The sequence below is a fragment of the Streptomyces cinnabarinus genome (assembly GCF_027270315.1).
Classification (GTDB): Bacteria; Actinomycetota; Actinomycetes; order Streptomycetales; family Streptomycetaceae; genus Streptomyces; species Streptomyces cinnabarinus.
In genome coordinates this window covers 5,483,143-5,502,104 of the sequence record NZ_CP114413.1, presented here as the reverse complement: position 1 = coordinate 5,502,104, position 18,962 = coordinate 5,483,143, and the positions used below count along the sequence as shown (strand labels likewise).

Below are 18,962 nucleotides of genomic sequence, written 5' to 3'. Positions count from 1 at the left end.
CACCGCCGCGTGTCCGGTTCCGTGGCCGGGGTGGGGGTCGGGGCGGGACTTCACATGGCGTGCCCTGTACGTTCTCGTCCGTGTCCGCACCCCAGAAGACCACCAGGCGATCGCTGCTGGTCACTTCCGCCGCTGTTCTGTCGTCCCTGGCGCTGACCGCGCCCGTCTCGTACGCGGCCCCCAGTCCGTCACCGACGCCGTCCGCCACTCCCCCGGCGAACATGTCGACGGTGGGCGGCGAGCGGCTCGGCCGGGCGGGCACCCAGGTCAATCTGGCGAGCGGGGTGCCGGTCCTGCCCAAGGAGCTGTCCGCGCGGTCCTGGATCGTCGCCGACGCCGAGTCCGGCGAGGTGCTCGCCGCGCACAACGCGCACTGGCGACTGGCTCCGGCAAGCACCCTGAAGATGCTGTTCGCCGACACCCTGCTGCCGAAGTTCCCCTCCTCCACCGAGCACAAGGTGATCCCCTCCGACCTGGCGGACGTGGGCTCCGGCTCCAGCATGGTCGGGATAAAGGAGGGCGAGACCTACTCCGTCCACGATCTGTGGCTCGGGGTCTTCCTGCGCTCCGGCAACGACGCCGTGCACGTGCTGTCGAAGATGAACGGCGGCATCAAGCCGACCGTGGCCCAGATGAACGAGCACGCCGAGGAGCTCCAGGCCCTCGACACCCACGCGGTCTCCCCCGACGGCTACGACGCCCCGGGCCAGGTCTCCTCCGCCTACGACCTCACCCTGATCGCCCGCTCCGGGCTCCAGAAGAAGGACTTCCGCGAGTACTGCTCGACGGTCAGCGCGAAGTTCCCGGGCGAGACGAAGAAGAACAAGAAGGGCAAGAAGGTCCGCGGCTCCTTCGAGATCCAGAACACCAACCGGCTGCTCAGCGGCGACACCGATGTCTCCGTCTACCAGGGAATCGCGGGGGTGAAGAACGGCAACACCACCAACGCGGGCGCCACCTTCACCGGTGTCGCCGAGCGGGACGGCCGGGTGCTGCTGGTGACGGTCATGAACCCGGAGAAGCAGGAGTCCAACGAGGTCTACAAGGAGACCGCGAAACTCCTCGACTGGGGCTTCAAGGCGTCCGGCAAGGTCGAGCCGGTGGGTGAGCTGGTGCCGCCGAAGAGCGCGGCCGAGCCGAGCGCGCAGCCGGGCGGTGCGGGCTCCGGGTCCGGGGCCGGCTCGGGCTCCGACTCGGGTGAGGCCGGCGGGTCCGAGGACGGCGCGTCGGGGAAGCAGGCGGTGGGCGCGGCGGCCGAGGGCGGTTCCAGCGGTATCGGGATCGCGTTCGCGGTGACGGGCGGGCTGCTGGTGCTGCTCGCGGCCGGCGCCTACCTGGTCAACCGTCGCTGGCCGCTGCCCGATCTGGTACGCCGTCGTCGCTGACGTCGTCGCCGTCGTCGCTGTCGCCCTCACCGGGTTCGCTCGGGGTGGCCGTCCAGGCGGCGCAGAACACCACCAGTTTCGACGTGAAGTTGATCCACAGCAGCAGGGCGACCGGCACTCCGAAGGCGCCGTACATGCTCTTCGTCGCCACGCCCTGCATATAGCCGCTGAGCAGCAGCTTCAGCAGTTCGAAGCCGATCGCGCCGATCAGTGCGGCCACCATCAGGCGGCGGCGCGGCGGCTCGACGCCGGGCAGCAGGGTGAGGACGCAGATCAGCAGCAGGAAGTCAGCGAGGACGGCGACCGAGAAGGCGGCGACACGCAGCAGGATGCCGCCCCAGCCGCCCTCCTCGATACCGAGTTCGCGGGTGATCCAGCCGACCATCGCGGAGGCCACCGTGGAGACGCCGAGGGTGATCAGCACGGCGCCACCGAGGCCCACCAGAACACCCGCGTCCTTGGCCTTGCGCAGGACGGGGTTCTCCTCGGGGTCCTCCAGCTCCCACACCGCGCGCAGGCTGTCGCGCATGGAACCGACCCAGCTGATGCCGGTCAGCAGCAGCAGGGCGCCGGCGATCAGGCCGACGGTACCGGCGTTCTGGACCAGGCCCTCGATGTTCAGCTGGTCGGCGATGCCGGGCACCTGATCGGCGATCTTGTCCTCCAGCTTGTCCTGCTGGTCCTTGCTGAGCGTCGCCGCGCCGATCGCGGCGGCCACGGCCAGCATCGGGAACAGCGCGACAAAACTGGTGAACGTCATCGCCGCGGCCAGCATCGTCCATTTCACGCGGTCCATGCGCTCGTACGACCGCCACGCGTGCGTGGTCATCAGCCAGGTGGCGAGCGGCCCGACGACGGGGAGCTTTTTCAGCCAGTCCATGATCCGACACTCCCCTCGTTGCGGAAGACCCATGTCCGGGTTCCCCAGAACCGCAGGACAGTCGCCAGTGCCATACCCACTCCGGCACCCGAGACGATGTCCGCGCGCCGCGAAGTGAGGCCGAGGCCGTAGTGGCTGACGGCGAGACAGAGCAGTTGTACGGCGGCTCCGGCGACGTTCACCGCGAAGAAGGCGGCGTAGGGGCGCAGGCCCTTCGGGCGGGTGTGCCGGTAGGTGCCGAGCGCGTTGCCCGCGTAGGCGACCGTGCAGCCGGCGACGAAGGAGAACCCCTTGGCGATGAGCGGGTCGAGGCCGGCCGGTCCGCGCAGGGCGACGAAGAGGGCGGTGTCGACGGCGTAGGCGAGCAGGCCGGCGGCGGCGAAGCCGAGGAGTTCGCGGCGGTGGGTGCGTGCGGGGGTGCCCGCCCGCACGGGGGCGGGTGTGCCGCGGCGGCTCGGCCACGCGCGCGTGCTCACCAGTTGGCCACCGCCAGGCCGTACATGGCGAGCCACACCAGGCCGATCAGGGCAAGGGCGCGGTCGCGCAGCACGACGTCCTCGGGCTCGCCCGCGGTGCCGCGGTCGGCGAAGACGGCGTACCTGAGGATCGCGAGGACGAAGGCGACCACGGACAGCTGCCGCCAGGGCAGCACGCTGGTGTGCGGCAGGCCGCCCTCCTCCAGGGCCCACAGGCAGTACCCGAGAACGGCGACCCCGGCTGCGAGCTGCCAGACGAAACGCAGGTAGCCGGTGGTGTACTCGGTGAGCAACGCGCGCGTGGCGCCCGCTTTCCCGGCCATCTGCACGGCCTCCGAGTAGCGCTTGGCCGAGACCATGAACAGCGCGCCGAAACCCGTCGTGATCAGGAACCAGCGCGAGAGCGGGATGCCGAGCGCGAGCCCGCCGACCACGGCCCGCATCAGAAACCCGGTCGTGACGACGACCAGGTCGACGACGAGAACGTGCTTGAGGCTGACGCAGTACGCCAGTTGCATGCCCAGGTAGGCGGTGAGCAGGGCGGCCACGAGGGGCGTGCTCAGCCATACGGCGGCGGCCGGCGCGAGGACGGCGAGGGCGCCGCCCACGGCGTAGGCGACCGGTACGGGGACCTGTCCCGCGGCGACCGGGCGGTGCCGTTTGGTGGGGTGGGCGCGGTCGGCCTCGGCGTCGCGGGCGTCGTTGATCAGATAGACGGCCGCGGCGCAGGCGGTGAAGAGGGTGAAGACCAGCGCGAGTTGGGTGAGAGCGCGGGTGGTGAAGAGCTGTCCGGCGGCGGCCGGGGCCGCGATGACCAGGACGTTCTTGACCCACTGTTTGGGGCGGGCGGTCCTGAGCAGGCCGCGCAGGAGGCCGCGGTCCGGGGGCGGGGTGCCGGTGGTGCGCGTGGGCGTGCGCTGTTCGTGGAGCGCGGGTTCTCTGGTGCGGGCGGCTGCGCCCGTGCCTGCGAGCGGCGCGGTCTCAGTCATGCGCGCCCCCTCTCATCCAGCGCGCTCCGACACGGGCCGTGAGCGCCCCCATGGCCGCGCCCGCCGCCACGTCGGAGGGGTAGTGGACGCCGACGATCAGCCGGGAGAGGCACATGGCGGCGGCCAGGGGCGGGAGGGCGGCGTGGGTCGCGGCGAGGGCGGAGCGGGTGCCGCGGGTCGCGGGGCGGAGGGCGCGGGTCGTGGAGCGGGTGGTGCGGGTCGCTGGACGTTGGGCGCGCGCCCGGCGTGTGTCGAGTGCGCCGAGCGTGTGGACCATGTCGTGCGCTCGGGGCGTGCCGGATGCGCCGGGCGCTGTCGGCTTGGTGCGCGCCCTCAGCATGCCGAAGGCGACCGCGGCGGCTGCCGCCGAGGCTGCGTGGGAGCTGGGGAAGGAGTGGCGGCCCGCGGTGCGCACCAGGGGTTCGACGTGCGCGGGGCGCGGGCGGCGCACCACCCTTTTCACGCCCATGCTGAGGAGGTGCGCGCCCGCGGTGAGCGCCGTACCGCGCAACCAGGCGCCGCGCCGGGCGCCGTCCACGGCGGCTCCCGCGAGGCCCGTCGCCAGCCACAGGGCACCGTGCTCGCCGGCCCAGGACAGGGCGCGCGCGGCACCGGCCACGCGCGGGTCACCGCCGTACGCACGCAGCGCCGACAGGATTCGGTCGTCCAGATGGTCCATGTGGACTCACTGTTCACGCCGACCCCGCCGGAACTCCGGCAATATTGAGCGACATCCCATTAATCACCCATTTCGGGGAGAGAGGGGACCGTTTCGGGGAGAGACGGGATGTTCCACAACCGATCGCCCACGGTGCGGGGATACGGTCGCCGACATGCCTGCCGACACCGTTTCCGTCACGGGATGGGGCCGCACCGCTCCCACCGCCGCCCGTCTGATCCGTCCCCGGACGTACGAGGAGGCCGCGGCGGCCGTCCGTGCGTGCGGGGCCCGGGGCGGGATCCCGAGGGGCCTGGGGCGGGCGTACGGGGACGCGGCGCAGAACGCCGGCGGGGCCGTGATCGACATGACGGCCCTGGACCGCGTGCACGCCATCGACGCCGACGGCGGCACCGTCCTGTGCGACGCGGGCGTCTCCCTGCACCGCCTGATGCAGGTGCTGCTGCCGCTCGGCTGGTTCGTGCCGGTGACACCGGGCACCCGGCAGGTGACCGTGGGCGGCGCGATCGGCGCCGACATCCACGGCAAGAACCACCATGTGTCCGGCGCCTTCTCCCGGCACGTCCTCTCCCTCGAACTGCTCACCGCGGACGGCGAGATCCGCACCGTCAGCCCCGGCACCCCCCTGTTCGACGCGACCGCGGGCGGCATGGGCCTGACGGGCGTGATCCTCACCGCCACGCTGCGACTGCTGCCGGTCGAGACCTCGTTGATGTCGGTGGACACCGAACGCGCGACGGACCTCGACGACCTCATGGCCCGGCTCACCGCCACCGATCACCGCTACCGCTACTCGGTGGCCTGGATCGACCTCCTGGCCCGCGGTGGCACGACCGGCCGCGCCGTCCTCACGCGGGGCGACCACGCGCCCCTGGACGCGCTCCGGGCGGGCACGCGCGCGCGTAGGGACCCGCTGGCCTTCCGCCCCGCCCAGTTCCCGTCCCCGCCCGCCCTGTTCCCCGAGGGCCTGCTCGGCCGCCGCACGGTCGGCCTGTTCAACGAGTTCTGGTACCGCAAGGCCCCCCGCGCGCGTACCGGCGAACTCCAGCGCCTGTCCACCTTCTTCCACCCCCTCGACGGCGTCCCGCACTGGAACCGCGTCTACGGCCGCGGCGGCTTCGTGCAGTACCAGTTCGTCGTGAACCACGGCCAGGAGGACGCCCTGCGCCGGATCGTGCGGCGCATCTCCGAGCATCGCTGCCCGTCGTTCCTGGCCGTGCTCAAGCGCTTCGGGGACGCCGACCCCGGCTGGCTGTCGTTCCCGGTACCCGGCTGGACGCTGGCCCTGGACATCCCGGCGAACCTCCCCGGCCTCGGCGCCCTCCTCGACGAGCTGGACGAGGAGGTGGCCGCGGCCGGCGGGCGCGTCTACCTCGCCAAGGACTCCCGTCTGCGGCCCGAGCTGCTCGCCGCGATGTACCCGCGCGTGGCCGACTTCCGCGCGCTGCGCGCCGAGGCCGACCCGCGCGGGGTGTTCACCTCGGACCTGTCACGCCGCCTAGGTCTCTAGCCCCTTAAGGAGCCGTCATGAAGGACGCCTTCGGCCTCCCCCAGTCCCTGCTCGTCCTCGGCGGCACGTCCGAGATCGCGCTCGCCACCGCCCGTCGGCTGATCGCCCGCCGCACCCGCACGGTGTGGCTGGCGGGCCGCCCGACGCCCGCCCTGGAGGAGGCGGCCGAGCACCTGCGCTCCCTGGGCGCCCAGGTGCACACCGTCGCCTTCGACGCGCTGGACACCGAGTCCCACGAGTGGGTCCTCGGCAAGGTCTTCGCCGAGGGCGACATCGACCTCGTCCTGATGGCCTTCGGCGTCCTCGGCGACCAGGCCCACGACGAACGCGAGCCGCAGGCCGCCGTACGCGTCGCCCAGACCAACTACACGGGCGCGGTCTCGGCGGGCCTGATCTGCGCGCGTGCCCTCCAGTCCCAGGGCCATGGCTCCCTGGTCGTCCTGTCCTCGGTGGCCGGGGAGCGGGCCCGCCGCGCCAACTTCATCTACGGCTCCAGCAAGGCGGGCCTGGACACCTTCGCCCAGGGCCTGGGCGACGCCCTGCACGGCACCGGCGCCCACGTCATGGTCGTACGCCCCGGCTTCGTACGCTCGAAGATGACGACCGGCCTGACGGAAGCACCCCTGGCGACGACACCGGAGGCGGTGGCGACGGCGATCGAGCTGGGCCTCAGGCGCCGCGCGGAGACGGTGTGGGTGCCCGGGACCCTGCGCGTGGTGATGTCGGCACTGCGCCACCTGCCGAGGGCACTGTTCCGGCGCCTGCCTGTGTAACCGGGTTCACACCAACTCCGAGAAGGGGCGCGGGGAGCTGCGCGACAAGCCCCCGCACTGCCGCAGACAGCCAACTACGCGATCTTGCCCGACCACCCCGGCACAGCTAATTCGCCGGGATGGACCCGCGCTCCACATGGCTGGCCTGCGGCGGCACCACGGCCCCGCCGAAGGCGAACTCCCGCAGCTTGCGCCACACCCCGTCGGCACCCTGCTCGTACAGCGCGAACCCGGTGCAGGGCCACTGCGCCTCGTAGTCGGCGAGTTCGTCGAAGGCGCGGTCCATGGCGTCTTCGTCGATGCCGTGCGCGACGGTCACATGCGGGTGGTACGGGAACTGAAGCTCGCGCGCCATGGGCCCGGAAGCGTCCCGTACCCGCTTCTGGAGCCAGGTGCAGGCCGCCGCGCCCTCGACGACCTGGACGAAGACGACCGGCGACAGGGGGCGGAAGGTGCCCGTGCCGGACAGCCGCATCGGGAACGGCCGCCCGGAGGTCGCGACCTCGACCAGATGGGCCTCGATCGCCGGCAGCAGCGAGCCGTCGACCTCGGTCGGCGGCAGCAGGGTGACATGCGTGGGGATGCCGTGAGCCGCGGCGTCGCCGAAGCCCGCGCGCCGCTCCTGGAGCAGGCTGCCATGAGGCTCCGGGACCGCGATCGACACGCCGATCGTTACGGTCCCCACGTCATCTCCTGTCGTCGTGACGGTCGGTTCTGTCAGCCGTCGGCTATCGACTGTACGGCCACGGCTGTGCCGGAGGCAGGCGCAACCGTAGTGATGTGCAGCGCTCTGCCGGGTAGTACGTCTGTGCGGTAGTACGCCTCAGTGCTTGGCGGGCAGGAAGCCGACCCTGCCGTAGGCCTGCGCCAGCGTCTCCGCGGCGACGGCCCGCGCCTTCTCCGCGCCCTTGGCCAGGATCGAGTCGAGCGTCTCAGGGTCGTCCAGATACTGCTGGGTCCGCTCCCGGAACGGCGTCACGAACTCGACCATGACCTCGGCGAGGTCGGTCTTGAGCGCACCGTAGCCCTTGCCGTCGTACTTCTGCTCCAGTTCCGTGATTCCCGTGCCCGTGAGGGTCGAGTAGATCGTGAGCAGGTTGCTGACGCCCGGCTTGTTCACGGCGTCGTAGCGGATGACGGTGTCGGTGTCGGTGACCGCGCTCTTGACCTTCTTCGCGGTGGCCTTGGGGTCGTCGAGCAGGTTGATCAGGCCCTTCGGCGTGGACGCCGACTTGCTCATCTTGATCGACGGGTCCTGAAGGTCGTAGATCTTCGCCGTCTCCTTGAGGATGTACGGCTTGGGGACCGTGAAGGTCGCGCCGAAGCGGCCGTTGAAGCGCTCGGCCAGGTCGCGGGTCAGCTCGATGTGCTGGCGCTGGTCCTCGCCGACCGGGACCTCGTTGGCCTGGTAGAGCAGGATGTCGGCGACCTGGAGGATCGGGTACGTGAACAGGCCGACGGAGGCCCGGTCCGCGCCCTGCTTGGCCGACTTGTCCTTGAACTGGGTCATGCGGGACGCCTCGCCGAAGCCGGTGAAGCAGTTCATGACCCAGGCGAGCTGGGCGTGCTCGGGGACATGGCTCTGGACGAAGAGCGTGCAGCGCTCCGGGTCGAGTCCGGCCGCGAGGAGCTGGGCGGCGGCCAGGCGGGTGTTCGCCCGCAGCTCCGCCGGGTCCTGCGGGATCGTGATCGCGTGCAGGTCGACGACCATGTAGAACGCATCGTGGGTCTCCTGCAGAGCCACCCACTGGCGGACGGCGCCGAGGTAGTTGCCGAGGTGGAACGAGCCTGCGGTGGGCTGGATTCCGGAGAGCACGCGGGGACGATCAGAGGCCATGCTCACCATTCTCTCAGGTCCGCGGGCCCGATCCGGAACTCATGGCGAACTGGTCGGCAACAGGCGGGAACCGATCCGTCTCCCGCGGTGTAACAAAGGTGTGAGAACGCGGGAGGGGGGCCGCATCGTCGATGAGGCCGCGGTGATCGCCCGGGTGCGCGCCGGAGATCCGGAGGCGTACGCGGAGTTGGTGCGCGCCCATACGGGCATCGCGCTACGGGCGGCCGCGGCGCTGGGCGCCGGTGCGGACGCGGAGGACGTGGTGCAGCAGGCCTTCGTCAAGGCGTACTGCGCGCTGGGCAGGTTCCGGGACGGCTCGGCGTTCCGGCCGTGGCTGCTGTCGATCGTCGCCAATGAGACGAGGAACACAGTGCGTACGGCGGCCCGGCAGCGCACGCTCGCCGGCCGGGAGGCGGCGTTCGTGGAGGCCGAGCCGCTGATACCGGAATCGGCGGACCCGGCGGTGGCGACGCTGCGGACGGAGCGCCGCGCGGCCCTGCTGGCCGCCTTGGAGAAGCTGAGCGAGGAGCACCGTCTGGTCGTCACCTACCGCTATCTGCTGGAGATGGACGAGTCGGAGACGGCCCAGGCCCTGGGCTGGCCCCGGGGGACGGTGAAGTCCCGCCTCAATCGCGCCCTGCGCAAGCTGGGCAGACTGCTGCCGGATTTCGAGCCCGGGGGAGGAGGTGAGGAGCATGAGTGAGGAGCACGGCCGTGGCGGCGGTGACGGCGGCCCGGGGCTGCCGGAGGAGCTGCGGTCGCTCGGACGGTCCCTGGACCGGCCCGGCGCGGACGGCCCCGAGACGATGGTCGAGCGGGTGCTGGGGCAGATACTCGCCGAGCGGCTGCCGGTGCCGGTGGCCGAGCCGGCGGGGGCCGGGGCGCGGCTGCGTGCGGCGCGCCGGTGGACCCGGGCGCGCTGGCGTTCGCTGACGGCGGCGCTGTGCGGGCTGCTCGCGGTGCTCGTGCTCACTCCCCCGGTGCGGGCGGCGGTCTTCGACTGGTTCGGCTTCGGCGGCGTCGCGGTCCGCTACGACCCGTCGGCCCGTCCGTCGGCGAGTGCCGAGACGCCTCGCTGCGCGGCCTCGGGGTCGATGTCCCTGGCGCAGGCGGCGCGCCGGGCCGGGTTCGAGCCAGTGGTGCCGGGGGCGCTCGGCGCGCCGGACGCGGTGACGGTGACCGGGCAGCCGAAGGGGCGGTTCCTGGTGAGCCTGTGCTGGGAGGAGGCGGGGAGGACGGTCCGGCTGGACGAGTTCCGGGCACGTCTGGACATCGCCTTCACCAAGACCGTCCGGGAACAGCCGAAGTGGATCACGCTGGAGTCCGGGGGCGGTACGGCTCCGGAGCCCGCCCTGTGGTTCCCGCGGCCCCATCTGCTGAGCTTCTGGCTGGTGGACGCGGACGGCTCCCCTTATACGCACAAGGAGCGGACCGCCGGGCCGACCCTGCTGTGGACCCACGGGACGGGTGTGGCGCAGGACGAGACGCTCACGCTGCGGCTCGAAGGGGTGGCGTCGAAGGAGCGGGCGGTGGAGATCGCGGAGTCGGTGGAGAAGTCCTCGGATTAGTCGGGCGGGGGTGGGAACCCCGGCGGGTCGGGCGGTGTACCAGAAGTGACACGCGGCTCGCGGACGGGCCGCTCGGCGATCGACTGCTTGGGGGTCGGGATGCGCAGGCGAGTGCTCGGTGGGAGGACCGGAGAGCGTCGACTCACGGCGCTGGCAGGGGCGTTGACGGTGACGCTCGCGATGATCGTGTGGGGTGCGGCGCCCGCCGCGGCCGGAGGGCCCACCAGCGCCTTCCTGGCCTCGCCGACCACCGGGGAGACGGCAGGGCTGTACTACTCGGACCGGGACTACGCCGAGCTGGAATCGCTCCTCCGGGCGGGCACTCTCGGGGCGCCGCCCAAGGATGTGATGGCGGACCGGCGGGTCACCGTCACCTGGCTCGTCCACGACACCTCCCCCTGGCGGGTCGACGTGATCTTCCCCGTCGCCGGAGGCAAGGACGTCTGGGTGCAACGGGCGATGAACATCACCGAGCCGACCGAGAACAGCTGGCACCGCGCCCCGGCCCCCGCCGAGCTCCGCTCCCTGCTCACCGACCTGGGTGTGCTGGGCAAGCCCGAGGGCGTTGAGGAGCTGTCGGCCTTCTCCCTGCGGGAGGTGTACGAGGCGGACCGGGAGAGCGGGGTCGCGGCGGAACCGGCGCCCGGGTCGGAATCGGGATCGGCGGAGAAGGCAGCGGCGCCCCGGAGTGTGGCGGCGGCACAGCCGGAGGACGGTACCGACTGGTGGTGGGCGCTTCCTGGCGCTGCGGGCGGTGCGGCGCTGGCGCTGTTCCTGCGGCCCTTCGCCGCTCGGGTGCCGTGGGGCGGTCGGGGGCGGGACGCCGGGCCCCGGCAGGAGCTGCTGGACGCGTGAGTCCCGGGCAGGCGGACGGCGCTGACATATGGATCGGATCGACAGGAGAGGTCGAGGGCGGATGAGGAGCCGAAAGGGGCGGGTGGCGGCGCGGCTGGCGCTGCTGGGGCCGGTGTCGGCGGGGCTGGCGCTGTGCGGCGGGGCGCCGATGGCCGGGGCGGTGGGCGGGTCGGGGGCACGGGGGCCCGGCGGGGATGTGCCGGATCTCGCGATGGTGGTCGCGGGCGGCGCCGGTCGGCCGACCGCGGTGCGGTCCGGGGAGCAGCGGTTCGCCAGGCTGTGGCAGTTGCTGGAGCCGATGTACACCGGGACCGAGCGGGTGCCCGCGGCCTGGGTCGAGGGCCGGCATCCACCGGTGCGGATCACGGTGGTGTGGGGGCTGAGCGGGATCGGCGGCTGGCCCGAGACCCGTCGGCCGCCGGGCGGAGATGTGGCGATCGAGCGGCAGGACCAGCTGGTCGTCGCCGAGGACGGCACGCCCTGGGTGCGCTCGGATCCGGCGCCGGAGGTGGAGGACGACGACATCCGCTGGCATCGGGCGCCGCGCTCGGTCTTCGAGCGCCTGGACCGGGCCGGGCTGCTGGGCGGACCGGTGAGCGGCGCCGCGCCCGAAGCCGACGGATGCGGCCCGGCGGGGGACGCCGTGTGGTGGGCGATACCGGGCCTGGCCGTGGGCTTCGCGGCCGGTGTCGGCGGCACTGTGGCGATACGCCGCGCGGCGGCCCGGTCGGGGGCCGGACCGCCGCGTGAGGGGCCGCGTCAGCAGCTCATCGATCTGTGAGAGCCACCGTTCCTTGACAACTCAACAGGGCGTTTTCAGCCGAGGTCGATCTCCGGGTAGAGCGGGAAACCGGCCACCAGGTCGGTCGCCCGGCGGGAGATCTCGTCCGCGATCTTCGCGTCGAGGACGTGGGAGGCCTTGGAGGGGGCGCCGGACTTGGTGGTGCCGGGCTCCGTGGTGGTGAGAACGCGGTCGATGAGACCGGCGACCTCGTCCATCTCGGCGGTGCCGAGACCACGGGTGGTCAGGGCCGGGGTGCCGATGCGGATGCCGGAGGTGTACCAGGCGCCGTTGGGGTCGGCGGGGATGGCGTTGCGGTTGGTGACGATGCCGGACTCCAGCAGCGCCGCCTCGGCCTGGCGGCCGGTGAGGCCGTAGGAGGTGGCCACGTCGATCAGGTTCAGGTGGTTGTCCGTGCCGCCCGTGACCAGGGTCGCGCCCCGGCGCATCAGGCCCTCGGCGAGGGCGCGGGAGTTGTCGACGATGCGCTGCGCGTAGTCCTGGAAGGAGGGCCGGCGGGCCTCGGCGAGGGCTACGGCCTTGGCGGCCATGACGTGCGGGAGCGGGCCGCCGAGGACCATCGGGCAGCCGCGGTCGACCTGGTCCTTGAGGGAGTCGTCGCACAGGACCATGCCGCCGCGCGGGCCGCGCAGCGACTTGTGGGTGGTGGTGGTGACGATCTGGGCGTGCGGGACCGGGTCGAAGTCGCCGGTGAGGACCTTGCCGGCGACCAGGCCCGCGAAGTGGGCCATGTCGACCATCAGGGTCGCGCCGACCTCGTCGGCGATCTCCCGCATGATCCGGAAGTTCACCAGGCGGGGGTAGGCGGAGTAGCCGGCGACGATGATCAGCGGCTTGAACTCGCGGGCGGAGGCGCGCAGGGCCTCGTAGTCCACGAGCCCGGTGACCGGGTCGGTGCCGTAGGAGCGCTGGTCGAACATCTTGCCGGAGATGTTCGGGCGGAAGCCGTGGGTGAGGTGGCCGCCGGCGTCCAGGGACATGCCGAGCATGCGCTGGTTGCCGAAGGCCTGGCGCAGTTCGGCCCAGTCGGCGTCGGAGAGGTCGTTGACCTGGCGGACGCCGGCCTTCTCCAGGGCCGGGGTCTCGACCCGGGCGGCGAGCACGGACCAGAAGGCGACCAGGTTGGCGTCAATGCCGGAGTGCGGCTGGACGTAGGCGTGGCGGGCGCCGAAGAGTTCCTTGGCGTGCTCGGCGGCGAGCGACTCGACGGTGTCGACATTGCGGCAACCGGCGTAGAAGCGGCGGCCGATGGTGCCCTCGGCGTACTTGTCGCTGAACCAGTTGCCCATCGCCAGCAGGGTGGCCGGGGAGGCGTAGTTCTCGGAGGCGATCAGCTTGAGCATCTCGCGCTGGTCGTGCACCTCCTGGCCGATGGCGTCGGCGACCCGCGGCTCCACGGCGCGGATGACGTCGAGGGCGGCGCGGAAGGCGGTGGATTCAGGGGAAAGGGGCTGCTCGGGCATGTCGGCCTCCGGACGGTGTGGCGTTCAGCGTTCACGGTTCGGCCCAGGCGCACGGCACACAGTCACCACCAGGCCGCTCCCCGATGGTCGTTCCCATCCCAGCGCGCCAGTCACGGCCCGCTGGTCAGCCTACCGGGCGCGCCGTCGGGTGAAGGTCCCGCGTCCACCATCCGAGCAAGGATAGGAAGGGGGTCCGCTTGTCTTCCGGTGTCTTCTGGAGGTCCCGTGAGCACTACGGAAACCCTCATCGCCGCGGCCGAGGTGCACGGTGCGCACAACTACGCGCCGCTGCCAGTGGTCGTCGCGTCGGCCGACGGGGCGTGGATGACGGATGTGGAGGGTCGGAGGTATCTGGACCTGCTGGCCGGCTATTCGGCGCTCAACTTCGGGCACCGCAACCGGCGGATCATCGAGGCGGCGAAGGCGCAGCTGGAGCGGGTGACGCTGACGTCGCGGGCGTTCCATCACGACCGGTACGCCGCGTTCTGCGAGCAGCTCGCGCAGTTGTGCGGCATGGAGATGGTGCTGCCGATGAACACGGGCGCGGAGGCGGTGGAGACCGCGGTGAAGACGGCCCGCAAGTGGGGGTACCGGGTCAAGGGCGTGCCCGCGGAGATGGCGAAGATCGTGGTCGCCGGCAACAACTTCCACGGCCGGACGACGACCCTGATCAGCTTCTCCACGGATCCTGAGGCGCGGGCGGACTTCGGGCCGTACACCCCGGGGTTCGAGATCGTGCCCTATGGGGATCTGACGGCGATGCGGTCGGCGCTGAGCGAGAACACGGTCGCGGTGCTGCTGGAGCCGATCCAGGGCGAGGCGGGGGTGCTGGTGCCGCCGCAGGGGTATCTCGCGGCGGTGCGGGAGCTGGCCCGGGAGCGGAACGTGCTGTTCGTGGCGGATGAGATCCAGTCGGGGCTCGGCCGGACGGGGCGGACGTTCGCCTGTGAGCACGAGGGCGTCGTGCCGGACATGTATGTGCTGGGCAAGGCGCTCGGGGGCGGGGTGGTGCCGGTGTCGGCGGTGGTGTCGTCGGCCGAGGTGCTGGGGGTGTTCCGGCCCGGTGAGCACGGCTCGACGTTCGGCGGGAATCCGCTGGCCTGCGCGGTGGCACTGGAGGTGATCGCGATGCTGCGGACGGGCGAGTTCCAGGCGCGGTCCGCGGAGCTCGGTGCGCATCTGCACCGTGAGCTGGCGGGGCTGGCGGACGCCGGGCGGGTCACGGCGGTGCGCGGGCGCGGACTGTGGGCGGGCGTCGACATCGCCCCGCGGTACGGCACGGGGCGTGCGGTATCGGAGCGGCTGATGGACCGGGGTGTGCTGGTGAAGGACACGGGCTCGCACAGCGTCAGGGGCACGGGCGGTGCCCCCGGCTCGACGATCCGGATCGCGCCGCCGCTGGTGATCTCGAAGGAGGATCTGGACTGGGGGCTGGCGCAGCTCTCGGCCGCGCTGGAGGGCTAGGCCCCCGGTCGGCCTAGAGGATCACGTGCGGCAGGAAGCGGGCGTACTCGTCGGTGATCAGGCCGGCCGACTCGCGGATGCCGAGGCCCGCCGACTCGTCCTCGACGACCCAGGCACCAAGGACGACGCGGTTGCCGTCGAAGTCGGGCAGCGGGGCCAACTCCTGGTAGCAGCAGGGTTCTTCGCGGACGACGGGGTCGACGCCCGGTTCATGGACGGTGACGCCCGCGCCTTCGCGGCCCAGGAGCGGCTTGGCGACGTAGCCGGTGGTGCGGGCCAGTTCGCGCGGGCCGTCGAGATGGGCCGGGAGCAGGTTGGGGTGGCCGGGGTAGAGCTCCCAGAGGATGGCCAGGAGGGCCTTGTTGGACAGGAGCATCTTCCACGCCGGTTCGATCCACAGGGTGGACCCGGTGCCGCCGCCGTTGTCGAGGGTGTCCAGGACATGGTCGGCGAAGCGGTCGGTGGTGAGCCACTCCCAGGGGTAGAGCTTGAAGCAGCTGCGGATGAAGCGGAGCCGGTTGTCGACGAAGCGGCCGGAGAGCCGGTCCCAGCCGATCTCCTCCATGGAGATCCAGTCGGTGTCCAGGCCGGCCTGCTCGGCGGTCTCCTTGAGGTAGGCGACCGTCATGAGGTCCTCGCCGAGTTCGTCGGCGGAGGAGTGCGCGAAGTACAGGGGGCTGCCGGGCGGGAGCAGGGCGGACTGCTTCTTCCAGGCGTCGACCAGGCGTTCGTGGAGGGAGTTCCACTGGTCGGCGCCGGGGAAGCGCTCCTCCATCCAGAACCACTGCGGGGAGGCCGCCTCGACGAGGGAGGTGGGGGTGTCGGCGTTGTACTCCAGGAGCTTCGCCGGGCCGCGGCCGTCATAGCGCAGGTCGAAACGGCCGTAGACGGAAGGGAGTTCGGCGCGGCGCTGCCAGGCCTCGGTGACCGCGGCGACCACGCGCGGGTCGGTGATGCCGAGGTCGGCGAAGCGGCCGGAGGTGACGATGTGGTCCGCGGCACCGAGGCACATGCGGTGGAGTTCCTCGACCACCTCCTCCAGCGCCTCGACCTCCTCCAGGGAGAAGACGTAGTAGGCGCTCTCGTCCCAGTACGGGCGCAGGGAGTCGTCGGGGTAGCGGGTGAGGGGGTAGATCAACCCCTGTTCCTCGACGGTGCGTTGCCAGTCGGGGCGAGGGGTGATGGTGCGGCGTTCCATGCGATGCGTCCGGGGGTTCTCAGCCGCCGCCGCTGCCGGAGCCCGAGCAGCCGAAGCCGCCTCGGTCGACGGCCTCGCCGCGGCTGAAGGTGCCGTAGTCGGCGTAGCCGCCCTCGACTTCGGCGTCGTAGTACCAGGCGGCGTCGGTGCCGCCCTTGCCCGAGGTCTTCTTGCCCTTGCCGCTCCTGCCCGAGGAGGAGCCCGAGGAGCCCGACTTGCAGTTCTTGTCGGCCACGACCTTGTAGCCGTCCCAGGTGTAGCTGTCCCGGTCGACGCAGCGGCGGTCGGGCTCGGAGCCGCAGGAGGTCAGGGTCGCCGCGACGACTCCCATACCGCCGAGCACGACCGTGCTGGACCGCAGTCGGCGCTTCGTCTGAGCCATGTCCCGTCTCTCCCCGTGTCCCTCGGCTGGGCGATCACCTTACGGCAGCACCCTGCACAGGGCTTCGAGGGCCCCCGCCCACGCGTGGTCCGGGGGTGTGGCGTAGCCGACGACCAGGGCGTCGAGGGGTTCGGCCCGTGCCTGTTCGTGGCGGAAGTAGGTGAGGCCGTGCAGGGACAGGCCCTGCCAGTGGGCGGCCTGGACGACGGTCGCCTCGGTGCCGGGCGGCAGGCACAGGACGGCGTGCAATCCGGCGGCGATGCCGGTGACCTGGACGTCCGGGGCGCGCTCGGCGAGGGCGGTGACCAGGGCGTCCCGGCGTCGGCGGTACCGCAGCCGGGAGGCGCGGACATGGCGGTCGTAGGCGCCGTGGGTGAGGAACTCGGCCAGGGTCAGCTGGTCGATGACTCCGCAGGTGTCCACGTCGCCCTTGGCCGCCGTCACCGCCTCCACCAGGGCGGGCGGCAGGACCAGCCAGGCCAGGCGCAGGCCGGGGGCGAGGGATTTGCTCGCGGTGCCGAGGTGGACGACGTGATCGGGGTCCAGGCCCTGGAGTGCGCCGACCGGCTGGCGGTCGTAGCGGAACTCGCCGTCGTAGTCGTCCTCCAGGATCAGGCCGCCGGTGCGGCGTGCCCAGTCCACGACGGCGGCGCGCCGGGTGCGGTGCAGGACGGCACCCATGGGGAACTGGTGGGCGGGCGTGAGCAGTACGGCTCCGGCGTCCCGCAGCTGTTCCGGGTCGGTGCCGAGTTCGTCGAAGGGGAGGGGAGCGGTCGTCAGGCCGGTCCCGGCGAGCACCTTGCGGTGATCGGGCAGCCCGTAGGACTCGACGGCGACGGTCCGGGCGCCGTGGGAGCGCAGGACGGTGCCGAGGAGGCGCAGGCCGTGGGCGAACCCGGAGCAGATGACGATGCGTTCGGGGTCGGCGCGGACGCCCCGGGCCCGGGAGAGATAGCTCGCGAGGGCGGTGCGCAGTTCGATCCGGCCGCGCGGGTCGCCGTAGCCGAGGACGTCGTAGGGGGCCGTGTTCAGGGCGCGGCGGGCCGCCTTGAGCCACTCGGCGCGGGGGAAGGCGGCGAGGTCGGGGGTGCCCGCGGTGAGGTCGTGGGCAGGGCGGTGGCGGGCCCGGGGAGTGGGGGCGGTGGCGGTGGGGGGTGCCGAGCGGCCCTCGGCGACTCGGGTGCCCGAGCCCTGGCGGGCGGTGAGCCAGCCTTCGGCGACCAGGTCGGCGTAGGCGTCGGCGACGGTGTTGCGGGCGATGCCGAGGTCGGCGGCGAGGGAGCGGGAGGACGGCAGCCGGGTGCCGGGGGCGAGCCGGCCGGTGCGGACCGCCTCGCGCAGGGCGTCCGTCAGGCCCCGGCGCAGTCCTGGTCCGGCGGCCGGTTCCAGGTGAAGGTCGATGCCCAGGGCTCCTGAAGTGGCCCACGTATCTGCCATGGAAATGGACCATACTCCTGGGCCTTTGTCTTCGTAGGGTCGAGGGCATGACGATGACCAGTGATCACACCGCCCCTGTCGAGTACGCCCCTGAGCACGCGCCCCGGTTGAACTGGGCCGAGCATGTGCCCGATGTCTACAAGGCCATGGTCCGGCTGGACGCGGCCGCGCGGCGGGGCCTGGACCCGAAGCTGCTGGAGCTGGTGAAGATCCGGGCCTCGCAGCTCAACCACTGCGCGTTCTGCCTGGACATGCACACCAAGGACGCGATCGCGGCCGGTGAGAGCGTGGAGCGGATCATCCAGCTCTCCGCGTGGGAGGAGTCGGCGCACTTCTACACCGAGAAGGAGCTGGCGGCGATCGCCCTGACCGAGGCGGTCACCGTGCTCACGGACGGTTTCGTGCCGGACGAGGTGTACGCGAAGGCGGCGGCTCAGTTCCAGGAGGCCGAGCTGGCCCAGTTGCTCGCCGCGATCACGGTGATCAACGCCTGGAACCGGTTCGGGGTGACCTGCCGGATGACGCCGGGCCACTACCAGGCGGGCCGGCGATGACCGACCGGGTCGAGGTGTTCCGGGCGCTGCACCGGCGCCCGGCCCCGGACGACCCGCTGATCCTGCCCGGCCCCTGGGACGCGGCGAGCGCGCGGGCCCTGGAGGCGGCCGGGTATCCGGCGCTCGCCACGCCCAGCGCCGGGGTCGCCGCCTCGCTCGGGTACGAGGACGGGCGGACTCCGGCCGAGGAGATGTTCGCGGCGGTGGCGCGGATCGTGCGGGCCGTGGACGTGCCGGTGTCGGCGGATGTCGAGGGCGGGTACGGGCTGGCGCCGACCGAGCTGGTGGAGCGGCTGCTGGAGGCGGGGGCCGTCGGCTGCAACCTGGAGGACTCCGAGGAGGGGGTGCTCAAGGACCCGCGGCGACATGCCGACTGGCTGGCCGAGGTGTGCGCGGCGGCCGGGGACCGGCTGTTCGTCAACGCGCGTGTGGACACCTTCATCCGGGGTGTCGCGGAACCGGAACGGGTCATCGAGCGGGCCGCGTTGTATGTCGCCGCGGGTGCGGACTGTGTGTATCCGATCGGCGCCCCTGTCGACGTACTGCCGCTGCTGCGGGCCGGGATCCAGGGGCCGGTCAACGCGATCGCCAAAGTGGGCGAGGGCCCCTCGCCCTTGGAGCTGGGTGAGCGAGGGGCCACGCGGATCACATTCGGGCCGTACCTTCAGCGGCGGGCGGCGGAGGGGATCGCCGGGCTGCTGCGGTGACGG

General features: G+C 72.1%; 20 protein-coding genes and 1 riboswitch. Of the genes, 10 read left to right on the top strand and 10 right to left on the bottom strand.

Going from position 1 to position 18,962, the window contains the following annotated elements:
- The first annotated feature begins 80 nt into the window (after positions 1–80).
- Entirely contained in the window at positions 81–1,385 is a 1,305-nt protein-coding gene (locus tag STRCI_RS25035; protein WP_269661199.1) for a D-alanyl-D-alanine carboxypeptidase family protein, read from the top strand.
- On the opposite strand, the gene STRCI_RS25030 is transcribed toward STRCI_RS25035, so the two are convergent.
- Genes STRCI_RS25030 through STRCI_RS25015 form a run of 4 tightly spaced genes read right to left on the bottom strand, consistent with a single transcriptional unit; the run spans position 1,339 to position 4,409 of the window.
- Entirely contained in the window at positions 1,339–2,265 is a 927-nt protein-coding gene (locus STRCI_RS25030; protein ID WP_269661198.1) for a YihY/virulence factor BrkB family protein, read from the bottom strand. The genes STRCI_RS25035 and STRCI_RS25030 overlap by 47 nt on opposite strands.
- A complete protein-coding gene (locus tag STRCI_RS25025) occupies positions 2,253–2,696 on the bottom strand; it encodes a GtrA family protein (RefSeq protein WP_269664634.1) in 444 nt (147 codons plus the stop codon). Before STRCI_RS25025 ends, STRCI_RS25030 begins: the two co-directional genes overlap by 13 nt.
- Positions 2,697–2,737: 41 nt before the next feature.
- Entirely contained in the window at positions 2,738–3,730 is a 993-nt protein-coding gene (locus STRCI_RS25020; RefSeq protein ID WP_269661197.1) for a decaprenyl-phosphate phosphoribosyltransferase, read from the bottom strand.
- Positions 3,723–4,409 (bottom strand): phosphatase PAP2 family protein, encoded by a 687-nt coding sequence (locus tag STRCI_RS25015; RefSeq protein WP_269661196.1) that lies wholly within the window; start codon positions 4,407–4,409, stop codon positions 3,723–3,725. Before STRCI_RS25015 ends, STRCI_RS25020 begins: the two co-directional genes overlap by 8 nt.
- Positions 4,410–4,563: 154 nt before the next feature.
- Between STRCI_RS25015 and STRCI_RS25010 the strand changes: the two genes are divergently transcribed.
- On the top strand, positions 4,564–5,919 hold the full coding sequence (locus tag STRCI_RS25010; RefSeq protein ID WP_269661195.1) for a decaprenylphosphoryl-beta-D-ribose oxidase: 1,356 nt from the start codon (positions 4,564–4,566) through the stop codon (positions 5,917–5,919).
- 17 nt (positions 5,920–5,936) lie between these two features.
- Positions 5,937–6,692 carry a decaprenylphospho-beta-D-erythro-pentofuranosid-2-ulose 2-reductase gene (locus STRCI_RS25005; RefSeq protein WP_269661194.1) on the top strand — a complete coding sequence of 252 codons (756 nt, stop codon included), beginning with the start codon at positions 5,937–5,939 and terminating at the stop codon, positions 6,690–6,692.
- Between the two features lie 106 nt (positions 6,693–6,798).
- Here the strand turns inward: STRCI_RS25005 and STRCI_RS25000 are convergent, their stop codons facing one another.
- Both STRCI_RS25000 and trpS read right to left on the bottom strand, forming a co-directional pair.
- Positions 6,799–7,377, bottom strand: coding sequence for a 2'-5' RNA ligase family protein (locus STRCI_RS25000; protein WP_269661193.1), 579 nt, complete (start codon positions 7,375–7,377; stop codon positions 6,799–6,801).
- A gap of 138 nt (positions 7,378–7,515) precedes the next feature.
- Positions 7,516–8,529: a tryptophan--tRNA ligase gene (trpS, locus tag STRCI_RS24995; protein ID WP_269661192.1), complete on the bottom strand. Its 1,014-nt coding sequence runs from the start codon at positions 8,527–8,529 to the stop codon at positions 7,516–7,518.
- A 142-nt stretch (positions 8,530–8,671) separates the two neighbouring features.
- Between trpS and STRCI_RS24990 the strand changes: the two genes are divergently transcribed.
- The 4 genes from STRCI_RS24990 (at position 8,672) to STRCI_RS24975 (ending at position 11,733) form a co-directional block, all read left to right on the top strand.
- A complete protein-coding gene (locus tag STRCI_RS24990) occupies positions 8,672–9,232 on the top strand; it encodes an RNA polymerase sigma factor (protein ID WP_269664633.1) in 561 nt (186 codons plus the stop codon).
- Positions 9,225–10,097 (top strand): hypothetical protein, encoded by an 873-nt coding sequence (locus tag STRCI_RS24985; RefSeq protein ID WP_269661191.1) that lies wholly within the window; start codon positions 9,225–9,227, stop codon positions 10,095–10,097. Before STRCI_RS24990 ends, STRCI_RS24985 begins: the two co-directional genes overlap by 8 nt.
- 168 nt (positions 10,098–10,265) lie before the next feature.
- Complete coding sequence (locus tag STRCI_RS24980) at positions 10,266–10,952, top strand: hypothetical protein (protein ID WP_269661190.1); 687 nt, start codon at positions 10,266–10,268, stop codon at positions 10,950–10,952.
- A 61-nt stretch (positions 10,953–11,013) separates the two neighbouring features.
- Entirely contained in the window at positions 11,014–11,733 is a 720-nt protein-coding gene (locus tag STRCI_RS24975) for a hypothetical protein (protein WP_269661189.1), read from the top strand.
- A gap of 35 nt (positions 11,734–11,768) precedes the next feature.
- On the opposite strand, the gene STRCI_RS24970 is transcribed toward STRCI_RS24975, so the two are convergent.
- Complete coding sequence (locus STRCI_RS24970) at positions 11,769–13,217, bottom strand: glycine hydroxymethyltransferase (protein WP_269661188.1); 1,449 nt, start codon at positions 13,215–13,217, stop codon at positions 11,769–11,771.
- A 34-nt stretch (positions 13,218–13,251) separates the two neighbouring features.
- A riboswitch (ZMP/ZTP riboswitch) is annotated at positions 13,252–13,341 on the bottom strand.
- Between the two features lie 101 nt (positions 13,342–13,442).
- On the opposite strand from STRCI_RS24970, the gene rocD reads away from it, so the two are divergent.
- Positions 13,443–14,681: an ornithine--oxo-acid transaminase gene (rocD, locus tag STRCI_RS24965; RefSeq protein ID WP_269661187.1), complete on the top strand. Its 1,239-nt coding sequence runs from the start codon at positions 13,443–13,445 to the stop codon at positions 14,679–14,681.
- 13 nt (positions 14,682–14,694) lie between these two features.
- Here rocD and STRCI_RS24960 read toward each other — a convergent pair whose 3' ends face one another.
- Genes STRCI_RS24960 through pdxR form a run of 3 tightly spaced genes read right to left on the bottom strand, consistent with a single transcriptional unit; the run spans position 14,695 to position 17,698 of the window.
- Positions 14,695–15,879 (bottom strand): glutathionylspermidine synthase family protein, encoded by a 1,185-nt coding sequence (locus STRCI_RS24960; RefSeq protein WP_269661186.1) that lies wholly within the window; start codon positions 15,877–15,879, stop codon positions 14,695–14,697.
- Positions 15,880–15,898: 19 nt separating this feature from the next.
- Complete coding sequence (locus tag STRCI_RS24955) at positions 15,899–16,261, bottom strand: hypothetical protein (RefSeq protein ID WP_269661185.1); 363 nt, start codon at positions 16,259–16,261, stop codon at positions 15,899–15,901.
- Between the two features lie 39 nt (positions 16,262–16,300).
- Entirely contained in the window at positions 16,301–17,698 is a 1,398-nt protein-coding gene (gene pdxR, locus STRCI_RS24950; RefSeq protein ID WP_269661184.1) for a MocR-like pyridoxine biosynthesis transcription factor PdxR, read from the bottom strand.
- A gap of 53 nt (positions 17,699–17,751) precedes the next feature.
- Between pdxR and STRCI_RS24945 the strand changes: the two genes are divergently transcribed.
- Positions 17,752–18,252: a carboxymuconolactone decarboxylase family protein gene (locus STRCI_RS24945; protein ID WP_269664632.1), complete on the top strand. Its 501-nt coding sequence runs from the start codon at positions 17,752–17,754 to the stop codon at positions 18,250–18,252.
- On the top strand, positions 18,249–18,959 hold the full coding sequence (locus STRCI_RS24940; protein ID WP_269661183.1) for an isocitrate lyase/PEP mutase family protein: 711 nt from the start codon (positions 18,249–18,251) through the stop codon (positions 18,957–18,959). Before STRCI_RS24945 ends, STRCI_RS24940 begins: the two co-directional genes overlap by 4 nt.
- Positions 18,960–18,962 lie beyond the last annotated feature (3 nt).

What these genes read in the sequence shown, in the direction of transcription:
- STRCI_RS24945 (WP_269664632.1), top strand. Translation starts at nt 17,752, where the DNA reads ATGACCAGTGATCACACCGCCCCTGTCGAGTACGCCCCTGAGCACGCG.
- STRCI_RS24940 (WP_269661183.1), top strand. Translation starts at nt 18,249, where the DNA reads ATGACCGACCGGGTCGAGGTGTTCCGGGCGCTGCACCGGCGCCCGGCC.
- STRCI_RS24970 (WP_269661188.1), bottom strand. Translation starts at nt 13,217, where the DNA reads ATGCCCGAGCAGCCCCTTTCCCCTGAATCCACCGCCTTCCGCGCCGCC.
- STRCI_RS24960 (WP_269661186.1), bottom strand. Translation starts at nt 15,879, where the DNA reads ATGGAACGCCGCACCATCACCCCTCGCCCCGACTGGCAACGCACCGTC.
- STRCI_RS24985 (WP_269661191.1), top strand. Translation starts at nt 9,225, where the DNA reads ATGAGTGAGGAGCACGGCCGTGGCGGCGGTGACGGCGGCCCGGGGCTG.
- STRCI_RS24955 (WP_269661185.1), bottom strand. Translation starts at nt 16,261, where the DNA reads ATGGCTCAGACGAAGCGCCGACTGCGGTCCAGCACGGTCGTGCTCGGC.
- pdxR (WP_269661184.1), bottom strand. Translation starts at nt 17,698, where the DNA reads ATGGCAGATACGTGGGCCACTTCAGGAGCCCTGGGCATCGACCTTCAC.
- trpS (WP_269661192.1), bottom strand. Translation starts at nt 8,529, where the DNA reads ATGGCCTCTGATCGTCCCCGCGTGCTCTCCGGAATCCAGCCCACCGCA.
- STRCI_RS25020 (WP_269661197.1), bottom strand. Translation starts at nt 3,730, where the DNA reads ATGACTGAGACCGCGCCGCTCGCAGGCACGGGCGCAGCCGCCCGCACC.
- STRCI_RS25015 (WP_269661196.1), bottom strand. Translation starts at nt 4,409, where the DNA reads ATGGACCATCTGGACGACCGAATCCTGTCGGCGCTGCGTGCGTACGGC.
- STRCI_RS24975 (WP_269661189.1), top strand. Translation starts at nt 11,014, where the DNA reads ATGAGGAGCCGAAAGGGGCGGGTGGCGGCGCGGCTGGCGCTGCTGGGG.
- STRCI_RS25010 (WP_269661195.1), top strand. Translation starts at nt 4,564, where the DNA reads ATGCCTGCCGACACCGTTTCCGTCACGGGATGGGGCCGCACCGCTCCC.
- STRCI_RS25030 (WP_269661198.1), bottom strand. Translation starts at nt 2,265, where the DNA reads ATGGACTGGCTGAAAAAGCTCCCCGTCGTCGGGCCGCTCGCCACCTGG.
- STRCI_RS25005 (WP_269661194.1), top strand. Translation starts at nt 5,937, where the DNA reads ATGAAGGACGCCTTCGGCCTCCCCCAGTCCCTGCTCGTCCTCGGCGGC.